This window comes from Fructobacillus ficulneus, assembly GCF_001047075.2.
Lineage (GTDB): Bacteria > Bacillota > Bacilli > Lactobacillales > Lactobacillaceae > Fructobacillus > Fructobacillus ficulneus.
In genome coordinates this window covers 608,080-627,136 of record NZ_DF968005.1, presented here as the reverse complement: position 1 = coordinate 627,136, position 19,057 = coordinate 608,080, and the positions used below count along the sequence as shown (strand labels likewise).

Annotated in this window: 15 protein-coding genes; all 15 read left to right on the top strand. The window is 45.2% G+C overall.

All coding sequences use genetic code 11. The features are described from left to right. On the top strand, positions 1–2,074 hold a 2,074-nt coding region (gene mutL / locus AOQ29_RS07555; protein WP_083989419.1), incomplete at its 5' end, for a DNA mismatch repair endonuclease MutL. Positions 2,075–2,095: 21 nt separating this feature from the next. Beyond that, on the top strand, positions 2,096–2,584 hold the full coding sequence (locus tag AOQ29_RS07550) for a YehS family protein (protein WP_061993868.1): 489 nt from the start codon (positions 2,096–2,098) through the stop codon (positions 2,582–2,584). Between the two features lie 152 nt (positions 2,585–2,736). Next, entirely contained in the window at positions 2,737–3,615 is an 879-nt protein-coding gene (gene murB / locus AOQ29_RS07545; RefSeq protein WP_061993867.1) for a UDP-N-acetylmuramate dehydrogenase, read from the top strand. A 3-nt stretch (positions 3,616–3,618) separates the two neighbouring features. Then, on the top strand, positions 3,619–5,718 hold the full coding sequence (locus AOQ29_RS07540; RefSeq protein WP_061993866.1) for a cation:proton antiporter: 2,100 nt from the start codon (positions 3,619–3,621) through the stop codon (positions 5,716–5,718). 3 nt (positions 5,719–5,721) lie between these two features. Further along, positions 5,722–6,549, top strand: a complete 828-nt coding sequence (gene cdaA / locus AOQ29_RS07535) for a diadenylate cyclase CdaA (RefSeq protein WP_061993865.1) — start codon at positions 5,722–5,724, stop codon at positions 6,547–6,549. Further along, positions 6,546–7,565 (top strand): CdaR family protein, encoded by a 1,020-nt coding sequence (locus AOQ29_RS07530; protein ID WP_061993864.1) that lies wholly within the window; start codon positions 6,546–6,548, stop codon positions 7,563–7,565. The genes cdaA and AOQ29_RS07530 overlap by 4 nt, the downstream gene beginning before the upstream one ends. A gap of 53 nt (positions 7,566–7,618) precedes the next feature. Further along, positions 7,619–8,980 carry a phosphoglucosamine mutase gene (gene glmM, locus AOQ29_RS07525; RefSeq protein WP_061993863.1) on the top strand — a complete coding sequence of 454 codons (1,362 nt, stop codon included), beginning with the start codon at positions 7,619–7,621 and terminating at the stop codon, positions 8,978–8,980. A gap of 125 nt (positions 8,981–9,105) precedes the next feature. Further along, the gene (rnc, locus tag AOQ29_RS07520; protein WP_061993862.1) at positions 9,106–9,807 is read left to right on the top strand and encodes a ribonuclease III; all 702 of its coding nucleotides are present in this window, start codon (positions 9,106–9,108) and stop codon (positions 9,805–9,807) included. Between the two features lie 23 nt (positions 9,808–9,830). After that, entirely contained in the window at positions 9,831–13,388 is a 3,558-nt protein-coding gene (gene smc, locus AOQ29_RS07515; protein WP_061993861.1) for a chromosome segregation protein SMC, read from the top strand. A 15-nt stretch (positions 13,389–13,403) separates the two neighbouring features. Then, positions 13,404–14,690: a signal recognition particle-docking protein FtsY gene (gene ftsY, locus AOQ29_RS07510; RefSeq protein WP_061993860.1), complete on the top strand. Its 1,287-nt coding sequence runs from the start codon at positions 13,404–13,406 to the stop codon at positions 14,688–14,690. Continuing rightward, positions 14,690–15,031, top strand: a complete 342-nt coding sequence (gene ylxM / locus AOQ29_RS07505; RefSeq protein WP_061993859.1) for a YlxM family DNA-binding protein — start codon at positions 14,690–14,692, stop codon at positions 15,029–15,031. The genes ftsY and ylxM overlap by 1 nt, the downstream gene beginning before the upstream one ends. 36 nt (positions 15,032–15,067) lie before the next feature. Further along, positions 15,068–16,543 carry a signal recognition particle protein gene (gene ffh, locus AOQ29_RS07500; protein ID WP_061993858.1) on the top strand — a complete coding sequence of 492 codons (1,476 nt, stop codon included), beginning with the start codon at positions 15,068–15,070 and terminating at the stop codon, positions 16,541–16,543. Positions 16,544–16,632: 89 nt separating this feature from the next. Then, positions 16,633–17,445 carry an HAD-IIB family hydrolase gene (locus AOQ29_RS07495; protein ID WP_061993857.1) on the top strand — a complete coding sequence of 271 codons (813 nt, stop codon included), beginning with the start codon at positions 16,633–16,635 and terminating at the stop codon, positions 17,443–17,445. A 158-nt stretch (positions 17,446–17,603) separates the two neighbouring features. Next, positions 17,604–18,365, top strand: coding sequence for a class A sortase (locus AOQ29_RS07490; RefSeq protein WP_061993856.1), 762 nt, complete (start codon positions 17,604–17,606; stop codon positions 18,363–18,365). 35 nt (positions 18,366–18,400) lie between these two features. Next, the gene (ruvA, locus tag AOQ29_RS07485) at positions 18,401–19,009 is read left to right on the top strand and encodes a Holliday junction branch migration protein RuvA (protein ID WP_061993855.1); all 609 of its coding nucleotides are present in this window, start codon (positions 18,401–18,403) and stop codon (positions 19,007–19,009) included. Positions 19,010–19,057: the final 48 nt, after the last annotated feature.

The window sequence follows — 19,057 nt, the reverse complement described above, 5'->3', positions numbered from 1 at the left end:
GGCCAACCAGATTGCGGCTGGTGAAGTGATTGAAAGACCGGCATCGGTCGTCAAAGAATTGGTGGAAAACGCCATCGATGCCCATGCCAGTCAAGTGGATGTCGTCATTGAAAATAGCGGTCTGGACCTGATTAAGGTGATTGATAACGGGGATGGAATTGCTAACGAAGATGTGCCATTGGCCTTTGTCCGCCATGCCACCTCAAAAATCCAAAACCGTCATGACCTTTTTAAAATCATGACCCTGGGTTTTCGTGGTGAAGCCTTGCCATCAATTGCCTCAGTGGCTAATGTGACTTTGCAAACTCGGGCTGCTGATTCTGAAACTGGTCTGACTTACCAAATTCAGGGTGGCCAGGTCGTCTCGGAAGCGCCAGCCGCTGGTCGGTTTGGGACCGCCGTTTCGGTTCGGTCGCTCTTTTACAACACACCGGCCCGGCTGAAGTACCTTAAAAAGCCACAGACGGAAATGTCACTGATTGTTGAGACACTCAATCACCTGGCCTTAGCCTATCCACAGATTGCTTTATCTTTGACTCACAACGGGAAATCCTTGTTGAAGACGGCCGGCAACGGCGATTTGAAGCAGGTCTTAGCCGTGGTTTACGACCGTAAGACTGCCGAGAAGTTGGTTGATTTTAAGGGAGCTTCAGAACACTTCAAAATTAACGGCTATTTGTCCTTGCCAGAGCAAACACGGTCATCACGGTCGTACTTCGCCGTAATTGTGAACCACCGCTTTGTTAAAAACTTTTCGGTTTCCAATGCTATTACCAGTGGTTACGGATCGAAGCTAATGGTTGGTCGTTTTCCTATCGGGGCCATCAATATCGAACTTGACCCACTCCTAGTCGATGTCAACGTCCACCCGCAAAAGGCGGAAATTCGCTTGAGTGAAGAGGGGGAGTTGACCAGCTTGATTGCCGCTGTAATTCGCGATCGGTTGAGTCAGGAAAATCTGATACCCCAGGCTTTGGAAAACTTGGGTCAGTCAGTTGATGACCAAGACGATACCTCGGCAGAGACTAGTCAGGTGCAACCCCAGCCGCAGCCAACTAGTCCTAAAAAGATTGAAGAGGTTGCAATTACTAACGAACCGGACCATGTGGTTGAAATCCAAGCTGAAGACCAGTTGACGAGTGGAGTAGTGGCCGACTTTGCTGACCGCTATGCCCACGAACAATACCAAGCTGTTTTTGAAGACCAGATGGACCAAGTAAATGTTGACCAGGTTGCAGAGCCAATGGCTAGCTATCAGAAGTCGGATGAGACAGAGACACCGAGTCAAAGTGACTCAACTGTTGTAACAAACGATGTTCTAGCTGACCAGGCTTTGAGCGAGGTTGGTATTGAATCAGCCACGACTACCAGCCCTGCCGAAAAAGAAGGAAGACCAGCTAAGCCGGTTAACCAAGACCTTGATTTGGCTGACCAGGAAGCTGAGAAAAATGGCTTTCCGACTTTGACCTATATTGGGCAAATGCACGGAACCTTTCTCTTTGCTCAAGACCAGGACCACTTGTACCTGGTTGACCAGCATGCGGCCCAGGAACGACTCAATTATGAGTACTATCGGCAAGCGGTAGGTGAGGTTAGTGATAACCAGCAGCAACTCCTTGCACCGATTACGCTAACCTATTCAACGGCCGATATGCTCAAAATTAACGACTATCACGATGTTTTGGCTCAGGTTGGTTTGACGGTTGAGGAGTTTGGACCGAACACGGTTGCGGTTTATGAGCACCCAACCTGGATACCAGTCGACCAAGCTGAGGCAACAATCGCCGAAATGATTGACTGGGTCCTACACGATGGTCAATTGACCGTGGCCGCCTTTCGTGAAAAGACCGCGATTATGATGTCTTGTAAGCGAGCCATTAAGGCTAATTGGCATATTTCTGACCAAGAAGCCAAGACGTTATTACATGACTTAGCCCGGGCCGAAAATCCCTATAACTGTCCGCATGGCCGGCCAGTCCTGACTTCATTTACATTAACTGAAATGGAACGGATGTTTAAGCGCATTCAGGACTCACATGAGTCTTGGCAGACCTATGATACCCACCCATTTTAATCATTATTTAAAGGAAAATTTATGAACTATAACGATATTATTATCCGTCTGCGTTACGCTTTGGACCTTTCAAACCAAGACATTATTGCTATCTTTGCCTTGGGTGGCTTGAAAGTTTCTCAAAGCCAATTGGACAAGATTTTAACTAAGCAAGACGATGATAGCCTGCCAAATCAAAACTTGTCAGCTCGGAATTTAGAGGCCTTTTTGAATGGCCTAGTGATTGAAAAGCGGGGTGAACGGACAGACAAGGACGGCAAAATCGTTCCACCAACTTTTGATATCACCAACCATGAATTAGTTAATAACGTGGCCATTAAGAAAATCAAAATTGCCATGGCTTACACGTCAGATGATATTCAAGAATTATTAGCATTGGCTGGGGACAAGATTTCTAATGGTGAATTATCAGCCATTCTTCGCCGTCCAGACCACCGCAATTACCGGCCAGCCGGTGACCGTTATCTGCGGAAAATGTTGGCAGGGATGAGTAAAAAGTACCGCGGCTAAGACTCCTAACCCATTTGCTGGGATGAATAAGACAACACTGCGGACCTGAATTCTGTTTTTCAGAAGAGGTCGGGCACGGTTGTCTTTTTTCTTTATATTACATTTATGAAAATTTGTTATGATAGATAGTAGAAGAATTATTGGAGATGACCATGGAAAAAGCCCCACTGCAAATCAAAGAACAGCAAGCCATTGCTCCCTATGCCTATACACAGGCCGGTGGGGTTGCAGATTATTTAGCAATTCCCCAGACTTTAACTGAATTGACGGATTTGTTAGCTTGGGCCAAAGACCAAGACTTACCAGTTCACATTTTTGGTCGGCTCTCAAACTTAGTGGTTCGCTCCGGCGGCCTCCGAGGCCTGGTCATCTTAACAACAGACTTAAAAGACATTCGCCAAGATGGACTGAAACTGACGGCTCAAGCCGGCTGCGATATTATTTGGTTAGCTGCAGTTGCCCAAGAAAAAGGATTGGCTGGTCTAGAATGGTCGGCAGGAATTCCTGGAACGGTTGGAGGGGCGGTCTTTATGAACGCTGGAGCCTACGGTGGCCAGGCTGATATGGTCGTCACAGAGGTCAAGGCGGTCATGCCCGATTTGACCCTCCAGACCTTTGCTCAAGATGACTTGGCCTTTGCCTATCGTCATTCAGTTTTCCAGGATAATGGGGGCGTAATTGTTGAGGTTACCTTTGCTTTAACTGAAGGTAACCAAGCCGATATTCGCGCTAAGATGGATGAAATTAACTACGCTCGGGCTAACAAGCAACCGCTGTCTTGGCCATCAAATGGTTCTGTCTTTAAACGACCAACGGGCCACTTTGCTGGTAAGTTAATTATGGATGCTGGCCTCCAAGGCACCCGGGTTGGTGGCGTTGAGGTATCCAAAAAGCATGCCGGCTTTATGGTTAATTTGGCCCAAGGAACTGGCAATGACTACGAAGATTTGATCCATTTAGTTCAAGAAAAAGTTTTTGAGGCCTACCAAGTTGAATTGGAGCCCGAGGTACGCATATTAGGAGACCGATAAATTATGGATATAATTGAGTTGATGATTGTTTTAGTGATAGGAGTTGCCCTTTCGAGTATCATTTCTCACTTTATCCCCGCTATTCCAATCTCACTATTCCAAATTTTGATTGGTTTTTTACTCGCCACCTTAGGCGGGACATACATAGAGGTTGATTCTCACTGGTTCATGATGCTTTTCGTTGCTCCAATCCTGTTTAACGATGCTTGGCGGTTTCCCAAACGTGAGCTGTGGAAGTTACGAGTGCCAATTTTGGCCAATGCGATTTGGCTGGTCTTATTAACAACCATTGTTGGTGGCTTTGCCATTTATTGGCTTGTGCCGGCATTACCACTGCCAGTGGCTTTGGCCTTAGCAGCGGTTGTTTCACCAACTGACCCGGTTGCCGTTCAAGCAATTGCTAAACGAGTGAAATTACCTGAAAACTTGTTACACGTCGTGACTGGTGAAAGTTTGGTTAATGACGCCACTGGTTTGGTTTCCTTTAATACGGCGATTAAAGCCGTTGTGGTGGGAACTTTTATGGTGACGGATGCCTTACTTAATTTTGCCTGGATGACATTGGCGGGAATTGTGACAGGAATCATTGTTGGTGCCGTTGTCATCTGGATTCGTGATTCAGTTTCACGCTTTGGCTTGGCGGATGTGGTCTTTTATACCATTGTCACCGTCTTGTTGCCCTTTATCATTTATTGGATTGCTGAGTACCCCTTACATGCCTCTGGCTTGATTGCGGTGGTAACGGGTGGCGTAACAGCCAAACTGTTGAATGACCGTCATGAGGGACAATTATCGGCTGAGGCAACCATTGTTTCCTTACATGCTTGGGAAGTTTTGGTTTATGTCTTAAATGGCTTAATTTTTGTTCTTTTAGGCGTAACCTTGCCTAATGCTTTGCATAACATTTTAGAAGATACTCAGATTGCCAACTGGCAAGCCTTGTTATATGGATTGCTCGTTTGGTTGATTGTCTTTGCTATCCGAGTGATATGGGCCTATGGAACGCAAGTTGGTCAAAAGTGGCGACACCATGGTCAAAATGTTTCCTTCAAGTCTGCGATTGTTTCTGGTTTAACGGGAGTTCGTGGTGCAGTGACTATGGCCGCTGTCTTGACTATCCCTCTGACAACCAAAGAGGGTGGGGCCTTTATTGGCCGCGACCTAGTGATTTTCATTGCCGCTGTCGTTGTAATTTTTTCGTTGATTGCTGCAGCTGTGATGTTACCAATCGTGACTAAGCAAAGCACCAAGCATGACTTTACTCGACCTGAAGGAGCCATGGAGGTCGACGATGATATTCCTGAAGACCACCGTGCAGACCTTTCAGAAGAACAGGCCCGCCTCTGGGTAACACGTGTTGGTATCCAACAATTACGGGATATGCAGACCAACCAAAACCGGCGAATTGTTCATGAACTGGTTGCCCGAAGACAGAAGAAGGTTCGTCAGTTAAGACGGTCTTTGCATGAAGATCAGGACCAGCGCGACTTCGTGGCCGAAAAAGATCTAGAATTGCAAGAATTAGCGGTTCGAGCACAAAAAGATCGTCTGCGTCAATTGTTAGTCAATGAAGAAATCACACCGATTACTTATTCTATCCAGGTTCGTTATTTAAACCAAGCTGAAGCTGATTTGGGTTCTAGTCAAGATTTCTACTCTAAAAAACGAATTAAGTGGTTATACCGTCGGGTGCGGGCAAACTTTTTGATTTGGTTGTCTGATGAAGAATCTGAAAAAGTACGTGACGAGAACGCCTACGCCAAACGGGAATTATTAAAGGCCGCAATCGCAGCAATTTCAAATTATGTTGCTTTGCAAGTTGGGGATACAGTTATGCAGCGTGTCCTGCGCCAAGAGGCGTATAATTTAATTGTTGTCTATCGGTTTGAAATTGAAAAAACGAAGCACGTTGCTTCCTTTGATCAACAAGAGAAAGATGATCGGATGCGATTAGAATTAGAGCTCAAGGCTTTGAATGCCGAACGAGATTTTATTCAGCAGCTTTATGAACAAAAACGAATTTCTCGACAAACTAGTATTAACTTAAGACAAGTGATAAACTATGCGGAAACTAGGATTTTAGTTGGCCGAAATGAGGAGTAAAAAATGGAAATTTGGGCGTACATGACCAGTAGTAATTTGGTCCACATACTCGATGTATTAATTATTTGGTTCTTACTTTACAAGGTAATTACCTTTGTGGAAGGGACGCGGGCTCTCCAAATTCTTTTAGGGGTTGGAGCCATTATCTTAATCAAGGTCGTTGCCTGGTACGTTGGTCTAGTCGTGGTTTCATGGCTGATGGACCAATTGATTACATGGGCACCAATCGCCTTAGTTGTGATTTTCCAGCAAGAAATTCGGCGTGGTTTAGAAAACCTTGGTCGTCGACTAACCGTTCGTCGACGACACTTAGATAATGAGCAGGCCCGGGAATTGATTAAGGGGCTCGATATGGCCTTGGAATATATGTCTAAGCGTCGAATTGGGGCTTTAATCACCATCAACGGGAAGGACAGTTTAGACGAGTATATCAAAACTGGGATTTCCCTTGACGCTGTTGTCACTGGTCAATTACTTATTAACATCTTTATTCCAAATACGCCACTGCATGACGGGGCTGTCATCATTAATGATGATAAAATCGCTGTTGCGGCTGCTTACTTGCCTTTGTCAGACTCAACTCGAATTCCAAAAGAATTGGGTACTCGACACCGAGCCGCAGTGGGAATTTCTGAAGCAACTGATGCGGTCACGGTCGTCGTTTCCGAAGAAACCGGGGAAATTTCGATCACCCAACGGGGTGACTTGCTCCGTAACATGGACCGTGATTCTTACCTGAATTTCTTTGAAAAGCAATGGGTTGAAACATCCCAGAAGAATAGCAAGAAATGGCCAATTGTTAATTTCTTGATTCGGGGGAAGAAACTATGAAAAAGTTGAGTTCATCAAAAGCACTTAGTTTACTTTTTTCATTTTTCTTGGCACTATTGATTGCTGCCTATGTTTTGTCGACCAAGCCAAGCTATTCCGGTTCGAATAGTTCACAGTATACGACCTCTTTGTTACCGGAAAAGAAGGCAACATTAACAGTGCCACTAACGGTACAATATGATTCGGATGATTATGTAATTGTTGGTGGACGAAGCACGGTTGCTGTAAATATCCAAGGGACATCGGCCCTTGTAACGGCGGCACAAAACCACAACGAGATCCAGGCTGTAGCTGACTTGCGTGGCCTGTACTCTGGTCAACATACGGTGACGGTTGCCTTAACTGGTGTTAGCTCATCGTTGACAGCGACGGCTAACCCGCAAACGGTGACGATGACTCTGGCAGTCAAGGATTCAGCCAAGAAGAACGTCAAGGTTCAATATGATAATAGCAAGATTGCTGACGGCTATGAAGTAACGGATACTAGCACGGATACGAAGACAGTCACGGTGACTGGACCGAAGGATATAGTTGCAGCCGTTGACCACGTTGGTGCGGACGTGGACCTAGATAAAAATACTAAGTCCAATGTTAGCCAAACGGCCAAATTAACGGCATATGACAAGAACAATCAACCCCTCCAAGTGACACTCTCTCAGAAGACGGCTAAGGTTTCATTGACGGTCGATAGTTCATCTTCAAGTAGCTCATCTTCGTCATCATCGTCAGCTTCTTCAGCTGCCAGTTCTTCATCAAGCAGTTCAACGAGTAAAAAAGTTGGTCTAGCGTCTCAAGCGACCAGCGGTTCACTTGATAATTTCACGATTAGCTTTAATCCTGGGTCAGTGACAATTTCTGGTTCCAGTGATACACTAAATAGCATTGATTCAATTCCACTTAGCTTGGATTTATCAAATATCACGAGTAAAGTAACCAAGACCGTGGCCCTTACAAAGCCTAGTGGTGTCGATACAATATCGGACCAGAGCGTCCAGGTAACGATTATCCCCAAATAGGTCCTGTAAGCATTAAGCAGGCAACCAGAGCAACCATTATTGGAGATTATTAAATGACAGACATAAAACTTAAATACTTCGGCACTGATGGTGTCCGTGGTATTGCCAACCAAAGTTTGACGCCAGAACTGGCCTTAAGCTTAGGTCGGGCGGGTGGAACAATTCTGACCCGACATAATGATAGTTCGGACCGCCGTCCGGTCGTTGTGGTTGGACAAGACACACGAATTTCATCAGAAATGCTACAACAGGCCCTAACAGCCGGACTTTTGTCAGTTGGGGTTGATGTTTTGAACCTTGGTGTAATTACCACCCCAGCGGTGGCTTACCTCGTGGAAGCACTAGAAGCTGATGCCGGTATTCAAATTACGGCTTCGCATAACCCAGCGGCAGATAATGGGATTAAGTTTTTTGGCCAAGACGGCTTTAAACTATCAGATGAATTAGAGGCTGAAATCGAAGTTTTGTTGGACAGCCCCAGCGATGATTTGCCTCGGCCAAGTGCATTAGGCCTTGGAAAAGTTTCTCACTACCAGGAGGGAGCCCAAAAGTACTTGGCCTTCTTACAGAAGACGATTCCAACGGACTTAGCCGGCTTTAATTTGGCCCTCGATGGTGCCAATGGTGCGACCTTTGACCTCTTACCACGACTATTTGCTGACTTGGGTGCTGACTTTAAGACGATGGGGACTGAACCCGATGGTTTGAACATCAATGACCATGTCGGTTCAACCCACCCAGAAGCCTTGATTGAAATGGTGAAGAATGGCAATTTCAATGCTGGTTTGGCCTTTGATGGCGATGGTGACCGGTTGATTGCCGTTGATGAAAACGGCGATATTGTTGATGGTGATAAGATTATGTATATCACTGCTCGCTTTATGAATGATCAGGGCCGGTTGAAGCACCAAACAGTAGTTTCAACGGTGATGTCAAACATTGGTTTTTACAAAGCATTAGAAGCTCAAGGGATTAAGTCTGTTAAAACCCAAGTTGGTGACCGTTATGTGATGGAAAAGATGGTCGCTGACGATGATAACCTTGGTGGTGAACAATCAGGCCATATTATCTTTAGTGATTGGGCCAAAACCGGGGATGGTATGTTGACAGCCTTGCAATTGATTTATATCATGCGTGAGACTGGGAAGCCTTTGTCCGAATTAGCCCAAGATGTGACTTTGTATCCACAAAAGTTAGTCAACATCGCTGTTCCTGATAAGGCCGCCATGATGGCTAATCCAGCTCTGCAAGAAAAAATTGCAGAAGTTGAAAAGCAGATGGCGGGGGATGGCCGAGTTTTGGTCCGACCTTCTGGAACGGAATCAATTGTTCGAGTAATGGCTGAAGCCAAAACAGAAGATTTAGTTGATCAATATGTTGCTGCAATTGTTGCAGTCGTTAACGAAGAAAAATAAGTAACGTTAAAAACCAAGGAAAGAGAATGAGTACCTTCTTTCCTTGGTTTTTTGTCTGGATTCAGCTCAATGAAAATGGCAAATCTGTTATAATAATAGCAACTGTATTTTGAAAGGAAACTACCTTGTCACCATCTGACTTTAAAAGCTATTTAGAAGAGAATTTTCAAATTAGTTTTAATAATATCCCCCTCTTACAAGAGGCATTGACGCAACGCAATTACTTAAATGAACATCCAAAGGAAACCGGCCGTGATTATCAACGACTTGAGTTTTTAGGTGATGCCATCATGCAAGCGACTGTGACAGAATACTTATTCAAGCGCTATCCCGATTGGGATGAAGGCCAATTGACTGAAATGCGGATCACGATGGTCCAAACAAAATCATTTGCTCACTTCGCCCGGGTAATTCACTTGAACGAGGCTATTCGCCTCGGTAAGGGTGAAGAAATGAACGGTGCTCGTGACCGGGCATCCTTACTAGAAGATATCTGGGAAGCCTTTATCGGGGCCTTATTCCTCGACCAGGGCCAAAAAGCAGTTGTTGATTTGTTGAACCAAACTGTTTTTGCCGCAATTGATGAAAATTTCTTCGACCAATTTATTGATTTTAAATCACGGCTGCAAGAAAAATTGCAAGCGCAAGGATCTGTTGACATCAGCTACGAAATCGAAAAAGAAGAACGGAACGAAGACAACAGTCAAGTCTTTGAAGTCTTTGTTGCCGTTGATGGCAAGACACTGGCCCATGGTGCCGGTCAATCCATTAAAGATGCGGAAAAAGCAGCCGCACAAAAAGCTTATCAAGAGCTAACTGCTAAATAAAAATAAGAGTAAACTGACCCCCTATGAAATTAAAAACATTGGAAATTATTGGTTTTAAGTCTTTTGCAAATAAAACTGTCATCGATTTCCAGCAGGGAATGACAGGGATTGTTGGCCCAAACGGGTCCGGAAAATCAAATATTATTGAAGCCATCCGTTGGGTGATGGGTGAACAGTCAGCCAAAGACCTTCGGGGAAATAAGATGGCTGACGTTATTTTTGGTGGAACTAAAGACCGGAAGGCCTTGAACCGAGCTGAGGTTTCAATTACTTTCGATAACTCAGACCACTATATTGCTTCTGATTTTTCCGAAATTCGGATTACCCGTCGTCTTTACCGGTCTGGTGAGTCCGCCTACCAATTGAATGGGTCAGATTGTCGGTTGAAGGATATCCATGATCTCTTTATGGATACTGGCCTTGGTCGCGATGGCTTTTCAATTATTTCTCAGGGTCAAGTTGAAAAGATTTTTTCAGCTAAGCCAGAGGACCGGCGCGGCATTATCGAAGAAGTTGCCGGCGTTTATAAGTATAAGCAAAACAAGGACAAGGCCGAAAAGGACCTTGCTGCAACAGAAGATAATTTAGCCCGTGTTGACGATATTGTTCAAGAAGTGGAAAGTCAATTATTGCCTTTGGCACATCAGGCTGACACGGCGAAAGACTATTTGGCTAAGCGAGAAAAGTTTGAAAAGCTCGACCAGGTTCGGCTAACACGGTCAATTTTGGCTTTGCAAAAAGCAGTTGCCCAGCAAGGCCTTGAGGTCGACCAAGCCAAAGTTTTGGTTGAACAAAAGCAGGCTAGCGTTCAGGATACACAAAACAACTTGAACCAAACTCGCCGAGACTTAGACCAGGTTCAATCTCAACGCGACCAATTACAAAACGAAATTGTTGCCAAGACTCAAGAAAAAGAGCAATTAATTGGGAACCAAAAACTAGCCTCCCAAGAACAAGCAACATTGGTTCGTGATTTAGCTAATGTTCAGGAAAGTCGGACGGCTGAAAATGAACGGTTGACAGCTGCAACTGCCGACTTGGAAGAGGTCCAAGACCACCTAACGGCCCTAGTTGACCAAGAAAAAGCATTGAAGCAAACGATTACTAAGATTGACCAAGACCATGGTTCAGCTAAAATAACTGCGGTTCAAAGTCAATTAGATGAAAATCGGAATGCCTATGTTGCGACGATGCAAGAGTTGGCCTCATTACATAATAAGTTGGCCTATCAAAAACAGGCAGCCGAGCAAAGCCAGCGTCAGTTGGGTGAAAAACAAGCTGCCTTGGCCAGTGCTCAGGGCAACCTGCAAGAAGCGGAAGCAAAACTAAGCCAATACCAGGAAAGTCATCCAACGGTGGCTAGTGGTGAAAATCCCTTTGTCGATAAGATTAATCGGGCAACCGATGCCTTAGAGTTGGCGAAGCAGGCCTACCAAAGCCAACAAAAAGACTGGCAACAGGCTGCCTACCGGTTAGAACAAGCACAATCACGGTACCATGCTGAAGCGGCCTTAGACGAATATGCGGGCTTCTATCAGGGTGTCAAAAACTTGATGAATCCTCAAGCACGGGGGCAGTTTCCCGGTATTAAGGGCGTTGTGGCGGAGTTGTTATCCGTGCCAACCGACTATACTAAGGCGATTGAAACTGTTTTGGGTGGAGCCCTTCAACAGGTTGTTGTCGATACGACGGCGACAGCCAAGGGGATTGTTTCTTACCTGACGAAAAACAAGAAGGGGCGGGTAACGCTCTTACCAGTTGATACGATCAAGCCTCGGTCAATTCGTGATATTCATGCGGCAACGCGGGAAAATGGTTATATTGGGGTGGCAGCCGATTTGGTTAAGATGCCAGCGGGAATGGATAACATTCTTTCCGCTCTGCTCGGAACAACCTTAGTTGTGACTAACTTGGATGCAGCCACTCGAGTTGCCAGAGCTTGTCAAAACCGAGTACGAGTCGTTTCTCTTGATGGGCAGTTGGTTAACGCTGGTGGGTCAATTACCGGTGGTGCCAATTTCCGTCAAGGACCATCTGTCCTATCTCGACAAAACGATTTAAAGGCTAAGGAGCAGGAACTCGCACAAAGCCAGCAAGCCTTGAACGACTTAGCACAAAAGCGAGACCAAAGCCAAGACAAGGTTCTAACCTTACAAAACCAATTGGCCGATTTGGAACAATCAAGTCGGACCTTTGTTGCTCAAGGACAACAGGTTGATTATGAATTGGCAACTTTGAAAGATAATGTTGCTAAGTATCAAACCGAAGTTCAAACGCTGTCATTGGATTTGGACGATTTGCAGGCGCAGTTGGCTGACTTGGACACTGACCAGCAAGAAGCTGAAGCAGCCTTGACAGCCAGCGACCAAGCCAAGGCCGAAGCTGAAAGCCAAAGTGCTGATTTAACGACGCAATTAGAACAGTTAAACCATGAGCACCAGGCCTACCAAGACCAAAAGGCTGAATTTCAAGCTGAGTTGGCTAAGGTTCAAGCTCAAAAGGTCGGGGACCAGGATAACCAAAAGCGGTTCCAGACCAGCTTGAACCAAGCTCAAAACCAATTGCAGGTCTTAGCGGACAAAGAAGAAAAGCTTCAAGCAACCTTGAACCAAGTTCAAAGTGCTGAAGAATTGGACCAAGCTGTTACGGCTTTGACGGAAGTCTTAGACCAAGATCAGGCCAAGGCGCAAACTTTGGCTGACCAGTGGACGCAGTTATCGACACAGGTTAAGGACCAAGAACAGGCGTTGAGTCAAGTGCAAGAAAGCCTGAATACCGGCTTAGTCGACCAATCGACGGTGACTCATCAATTGCAGACGAGCCAAGAAAAGTTGGTTAAGCTAGTGACAACTCTTCGTCAGACATATGGATTAAACGTCGAGTCTGAAGATGACCTCGTCCAATCAGACCAGTCTGACCAGGAAGTTGACCGCGAATTATCAGCAACCAAAAAGGCCTTGGATGCTCTTGGCCCGGTTAACATCGCAGCTATTCAAGAGTATGATGAAATTAAAGTTCGTCATGATTTCTTGACCCAGCAATCAGCCGATTTGCGGACAGCTAAACAAACCTTGCAAGACACGATTGATGAGATGGACCAAGAGGTCCAGGTCCGGTTCAAGCAGACCTTTGATGCAGTGGCAGAAAACTTTTCTGACGTCTTTACCAAAATGTTTGCTGGTGGTCAGGCTCAGCTTGAGCTGACTGACCCAGAACACTTATTAACAACTGGAATCGATATTAAGGCCCAGCCACCAGGCAAAAAATTCCAACAAATGTCATTGCTGTCGGGTGGAGAGAAGGCTTTAACAGCCATTTCTTTGCTTTTTGCAATTTTGCAAGTTCGACCAGTGCCTTTTGCCGTTTTGGATGAAGCTGAGGCGGCTTTGGATGAAGCGAACGTTGATCGTTTTGCTGCTTATCTGAAGAATTTTGCCGGTGATACGCAATTCATTACCATTACTCACCGAAAGGGAACAATGGTGGCCGCGAAGGTCTTGTATGGGGTAACGATGCAAGAAGCTGGTATTTCAAAGATGGTGGCCGTTAATTTGGAAGAAGCACACCAACAACTCGCTTAAAGAGGAGAGTAGTCTATGGGACTTTTTGATATTTTTAAGAAAAAGAACCGGGTTGACAGCCCAGAAGAATCACTTGACCAAGAGGAAGGACTAGCCAATCCTGCTGACCAGGAGTCAGTTGACAAAAGTGCCCCTGCCAATGATGGCCAAACAGAAGAAGAACCGAAGGCAGCGACGGAAGAAACGTCGGTGACTCAAGCTACTGGTGACTCTACTGATTCAAAAGATCAATTTGACCCGATGCAATTTGTCATAACCGAGGAAGAAACACCGGGTGAAATTGAAATTCCTGCTAGTCAGTCAGACAAAGTCGATGACGTTGCCGAATCGGTTAAGTCTGGAAATCCTGATGAGTCGGAAAAAACAACAGCTGAAGCCTATGACCAGGGTTTGTCCCAGTCACGGAAGGGCTTTGCCCAACGGTTTAACCAATTCTTGGCCAATTTTCGATCGGTTGATGAGGACTTCTTTGAACAGTTAGAGGACACGTTGATCGGGGCCGACTTGGGTTTTGATTTGTCGATTCAGATTTCAAACCAGGTCCGAGAAGCCGTTAAAGAACGCAACATCAAAGACAAAGCTGAGATTCAGGCTTTAATCATTGAAAAAATGGTTAACCAGTATGAAGAACAGGGTCAAAACGAAGACCAATCGATGCACTTTGCCCCAGCGGGACAACCAACGGTGATTTTGTTTGTTGGCGTCAACGGGGTTGGAAAGACCACGACTGTTGGTAAGTTGGCATCAACTTATAAGCAAGAAGGTAAAAAGGTTTTGTTGGCCGCTGCGGATACTTTCCGGGCCGGTGCTGTTAAGCAACTCCAAGAATGGGGAACGCGAGACGGTGTCCCTGTTGTAGCCGGGCCGGAAAAGGCTGACCCAGCTTCTGTCGTATATACGGCGGTTGAAAAGGCTAAGAACGAAAATTACGATGTTTTGTTCGTTGACACTGCCGGCCGGTTGCAGAACAATGTTAATTTGATGAACGAATTAGCAAAAATGAACCGAGTTATCCAGAAGGTTTTGCCGGAGGCACCCCAGGAAGTTTTGTTAGTCTTGGATGCCACGACCGGACAAAACGCCTTGCAACAAGCCAAGCTCTTCCAGAATTCATCGGACGTCACGGGAATTGTCTTGACGAAGATGGACGGAACGGCCAAGGGTGGAATTGTCTTTGCTATCCGCGACAGCCTTCACCTGCCAGTGAAATGGATTGGCTTTGGTGAAAAAGCGACTGACTTGCGGGTTTTCTCGGCGGAAGACTTTGTCTATGGTCTTTTTAAAGATTTGGTCCAAGAATAATGGACTTAGCCAAGAAGAACCAAGTTAACGCTCTTTTACCCTTTTATGGGCCACTCCTAACAGATAAGCAACAAAGTTACCTGCGGTCATACTTTGAAGATGACTTTTCCATTATTGAAATTGCTGAGTCTGAAGTTGTCAGTCGCCAAGCGGTTTCGGATAATTTAAAGCGGGGAGTCGAGGCTTTAAACCACTATGAAGACCTATTAGGTCTTTACCGTGACTCTTTAAGTCGGCAACAGCAGGAACAAGACCTGTTGGCCTATGTTGAAAAAAATTACCACTCCGACCAACATTTGAAGCAAATTTTAGATGATTTGGTTAACCAAGAAATTAATTAAGGAGGTGCTGGTGGTTGAGTCACCAGCCAAATTACCATGGCATTTGAAAATTTGACGCAACGCCTATCGAAGGCACTGAAAAACCTAACTGGTAAGGGGAAAATTAACGAAGAAGACTTGCAGGCGACCCTGCGAGAAATTCGTTTAGCCTTATTGGAAGCCGATGTTTCTTACCCAACGGTAAAGAAATTTATTGATCAAATCCGCCAAAAAGCCAAGGGGACTGAAATCCTCGATGGTTTGAACGGTGCCCAACAAGTCATCAAGGTTGTTAATGATGAATTAACGGCTTTGATGGGGGACGAAGCGGTTCCTTTAAACAAGCCCGACAAGATTCCAACCAAGATTATGATGGCTGGGTTGCAGGGGGCTGGTAAGACAACGACAATTGCGAAGTTGGCTTACAAGTTGAAGAAGGAAGAAAATGCTCGCCCACTTTTGATTGCGGCCGACATTTATCGTCCGGCTGCCATTGACCAGTTGGAAATCCTTGGTAAAGACTTGGGTGTTCCTGTCTTCTCAATGGGAACTGATGTTGATCCCCGTGAAATCGTTAAGGCTGGGTTAGCAGAAGCCGCAGCTAACAAGAACGACTATGTCTTGATCGATACGGCCGGTCGTTTGCAAATCGATGCCGAATTAATGGCTGAATTGAAGGATGTGCAAGAAATTGCCCAACCTGATGAAGTCTTGTTGACGGTCGATGCCATGACCGGTCAGAACGCAACCGAAACGGCCCAAGGGTTTGCTGACGAATTGAACCTAACTGGGGTTGTTTTGACCAAGTTGGATGGGGATACTCGTGGTGGAGCAGCCCTTTCAATCCGTGATGTGACGGGTAAGCCTATTAAGTTTGTGGGTCAAGGTGAAAAGCCAACGGACTTGGATGTTTTCTACCCTGACCGAATGGCTTCTCGTATCTTGGGCATGGGTGATATCCTGACCTTGATTGAAAAGGCTCAACAGGATGTTGATGAAAAGAAGCAGGCAGAGCAACTGGAAAAGATGCGCCTGAACACCTTTGATTTCAACGACTTTATCGAACAACTCCACCAGGTTCAAAATATGGGACCAATGGAAGACTTGATTAAGATGATTCCAGGAATGGCTGGTAACCCGGCCTTGGCCAACTTATCAATTGACCCTAAGCAGTTTACTCATATGGAAGCCATTGTTTCATCAATGACTAAGGCCGAACGGGAAGATCCTGATTTGATTAACCCATCACGTCGTCGACGTTTGGCAGCCGGTGCTGGTCGTCCAATTGTTGAAGTTAACAAGATGATCAAACAATTCGACCAAATGCGGAAGATGATGAACCAAGCCTCAAATGGTAACTTCTCTGGCATGGAATCAATGATGGGCCAATCTGGCATGGACATGAACGCCATGATGGGCGGCATGGGTGGCGGCATGCCAAGTGGTAACTTTGGGCAAAAGGTCCAAAACTTTGCCATGAAGCAGGCTGCTCGCAAAATGAAGAAGTTGAAGAAGAAGCGCGGTAAGAAGTAAGCCGAGGATTGTGGATTTTTTGCCACCTAATTGATTGACCTGGACCAAGGCTAAATAGGATTGGTTGATTCACAAACGATAGGAAAACGATGACGATTAAACTAATTGCAACTGATTTAGACGCCACTTTTTTACGGGCGGATAAGACTTTTGACCACCAGGCCTACCAGACAATGGTTGAAATGGCTCAACAACGGGGGGTTACTTTTGTCGTGGCAACGGGGAACCACCCCGATAAAGTTGCTAGCTATTTTGCGGGAACTAACCAGGACTTCATTTTAATTGCCAATAATGGGGCCGAAGTGGTTCGAAATGGTCAGATTTTAAAAACCTATCCAATTGATCCACAAGCATTTGCACCAATTGTGCAAACTGTCAAAGACAACCAGGCTCGGGTTTCGATGGGAATGGTCTTTACGGGGGTGACAAAAGCCTTCATGCTCAAGGAAATGGCTGATTTAGGGATGGGTGAACGAAAGGCCCAATCCTACTTTAAAGACTTACAGATGATTGATGACCTGTCTGAAATTGATGAACCAATTTTGAAGCTAACAGTTGATTTACCTGATTATGAATTGCCGTTTATGGCTGCGATTGAAAAACAAGGTCTACCGATTCATGTCACGACGTCGGGTTATGGTGCCGTTGATATGGTTAACCCTCAAATTAATAAGGGGGTCGCCTTGCATGACTTAGGTCAGCAATTAGGCATTTCTGCAGAAGAAATGGCGGCCTTTGGTGATGGGCTCAACGACTTAGAAATGTTGCAATTTGTCGGGCACCCCTTTATTATGCCTAACGCCGATCCAGCTTTATTTGCTCATGGTTTTAATGAAGCTGTCACTGACTCAAACCATGATGGTGTTTTAAAAACAATTTTAACGAAGCTCTTTATTTCTTAAATGAATTAAGCAATCCAGTTGGATTGTTTTTCTTCTTTGTCTGGGTCTGTCTGACTTGGTGATGAATTCCTTATGCTATAATAAGCATCATTGAGCCAGAAAATTTTCTTTGTATTTATAATGCTAAATTAAGACGAAATGGATTGGAGAAATGAATCATGTCTAAGCGAATGATTAAGTGGATTCGACGATCGTTATGGCTAGTTTTAATTGTCTTGGTCGCCTATATGGGGTATCACTGGTATGAAACTCAACCAGCACTGAGCCCCGTTAAGACAACAACGAAAAAGTTGTTGACGCAAAAGAAGACTTACAATGCTAGTGCTCGAAAAAAGATTGCTAGTCATGTCGGTGAAAATGACCAGACGGGCTATAAAATTAATAAACAGGGCTTTGTTGCCATTCCAAAGCTATCAATCTTACTACCCATCTACGATAATGCCTATTCATTGAAGGCCTTGGATGTTGGTGCAGATACGGCTCAAAAGGGGACACCCGTGCCAACCATGGGTCAAGGAAACTATACTTTGGCTGCCCACAATTGGGACAATGGTTACACCGGATTTTCTGCCTTACAGCAGCATTTAAAGCAAGATGCACCCTATTACCAGAGTGGACAAATGGGCACATCTGACTGGTTGAATGGCGAAAAGATTTATTTAGCTAATACTGACGGTATTTATACCTATGAAATTACCGGTCAAAAAGGTGTTGATCAAAATGATGGGTCTGTTTTGGACGTTAATAACCGAGACCAAGGTCAGGCAATGTTGACGATTATTACCTGTCTTTTCCCGGATACAACTAAGCGAATTATCACGAATGCTAAGTTCACCAAGTTTGAATCCTGGTCAAAGGCCAGCAATCAAGAGGTTGGTTATTTTGATACTAAAACGCAAAAAACAAACGTCACGCCGTAATACGGTTAAGTTAAAATAACAAACAAGGAGTTACTATGTTTGAGTACCTGAAAGGCATGATAACTGGAGTTTATCCTGGTTATATTGTTTTAGAAAATCAAGGAGGGGTCGGCTATAAGATTTATCCGGCCAATCCTTACCATTTCAAAGTTGACCAAGAGGCCCAAGTCTACATTGAACAAATCGTTCGCGAAACGGAACTGTCATTGTATGGTTTTGCGACACTAACTGAAAAAGGTCTCTTTAATAAGCTGTTGAACGTTTCCGGGATTGGTCCTAAGTCGGCGCTAGCCATTTTAGCTGGGGCAGACCCGGCTGCTTTGGTGGCCGCGATTGACCAAGATGAGGTCACGTACCTTACTCAGTTCCCGGGGGTTGGTAAGAAAACAGCCCAACAAATCATTTTGGATTTGAAGGGGAAGATGTCTGACTTTGAAAACCTAGCCCGACAAGAGCCGGCCATTGGTGGACAAATGACATTGACAGCCAATGACAATCAGAACTTGACCGACGCCCTCGAGGCTTTGACGGCCCTTGGCTACAGTGCTAAGGACGTTGCCAAAGTTAAAAAGGCATTGGCAGGCGAACCGGGTCCAACGGAAGATTTGATTTCTAAGGCCTTAGCCTTATTGGTTTCAGCATAATAATGACAGTCGATGCGGTGTAAGCAACCGTGAACCACAAGAGCGAAT

Excerpts from the sequence above, each read along its gene's own strand:
- cdaA (WP_061993865.1), top strand. The coding sequence starts at position 5,722 with ATGGAAATTTGGGCGTACATGACCAGTAGTAATTTGGTCCACATACTC.
- ftsY (WP_061993860.1), top strand. The coding sequence starts at position 13,404 with ATGGGACTTTTTGATATTTTTAAGAAAAAGAACCGGGTTGACAGCCCA.
- AOQ29_RS07540 (WP_061993866.1), top strand. The coding sequence starts at position 3,619 with ATGGATATAATTGAGTTGATGATTGTTTTAGTGATAGGAGTTGCCCTT.
- AOQ29_RS07530 (WP_061993864.1), top strand. The coding sequence starts at position 6,546 with ATGAAAAAGTTGAGTTCATCAAAAGCACTTAGTTTACTTTTTTCATTT.
- murB (WP_061993867.1), top strand. The coding sequence starts at position 2,737 with ATGGAAAAAGCCCCACTGCAAATCAAAGAACAGCAAGCCATTGCTCCC.
- AOQ29_RS07490 (WP_061993856.1), top strand. The coding sequence starts at position 17,604 with ATGTCTAAGCGAATGATTAAGTGGATTCGACGATCGTTATGGCTAGTT.
- smc (WP_061993861.1), top strand. The coding sequence starts at position 9,831 with ATGAAATTAAAAACATTGGAAATTATTGGTTTTAAGTCTTTTGCAAAT.
- ffh (WP_061993858.1), top strand. The coding sequence starts at position 15,068 with ATGGCATTTGAAAATTTGACGCAACGCCTATCGAAGGCACTGAAAAAC.
- ruvA (WP_061993855.1), top strand. The coding sequence starts at position 18,401 with ATGTTTGAGTACCTGAAAGGCATGATAACTGGAGTTTATCCTGGTTAT.
- AOQ29_RS07550 (WP_061993868.1), top strand. The coding sequence starts at position 2,096 with ATGAACTATAACGATATTATTATCCGTCTGCGTTACGCTTTGGACCTT.
- ylxM (WP_061993859.1), top strand. The coding sequence starts at position 14,690 with ATGGACTTAGCCAAGAAGAACCAAGTTAACGCTCTTTTACCCTTTTAT.
- AOQ29_RS07495 (WP_061993857.1), top strand. The coding sequence starts at position 16,633 with ATGACGATTAAACTAATTGCAACTGATTTAGACGCCACTTTTTTACGG.
- glmM (WP_061993863.1), top strand. The coding sequence starts at position 7,619 with ATGACAGACATAAAACTTAAATACTTCGGCACTGATGGTGTCCGTGGT.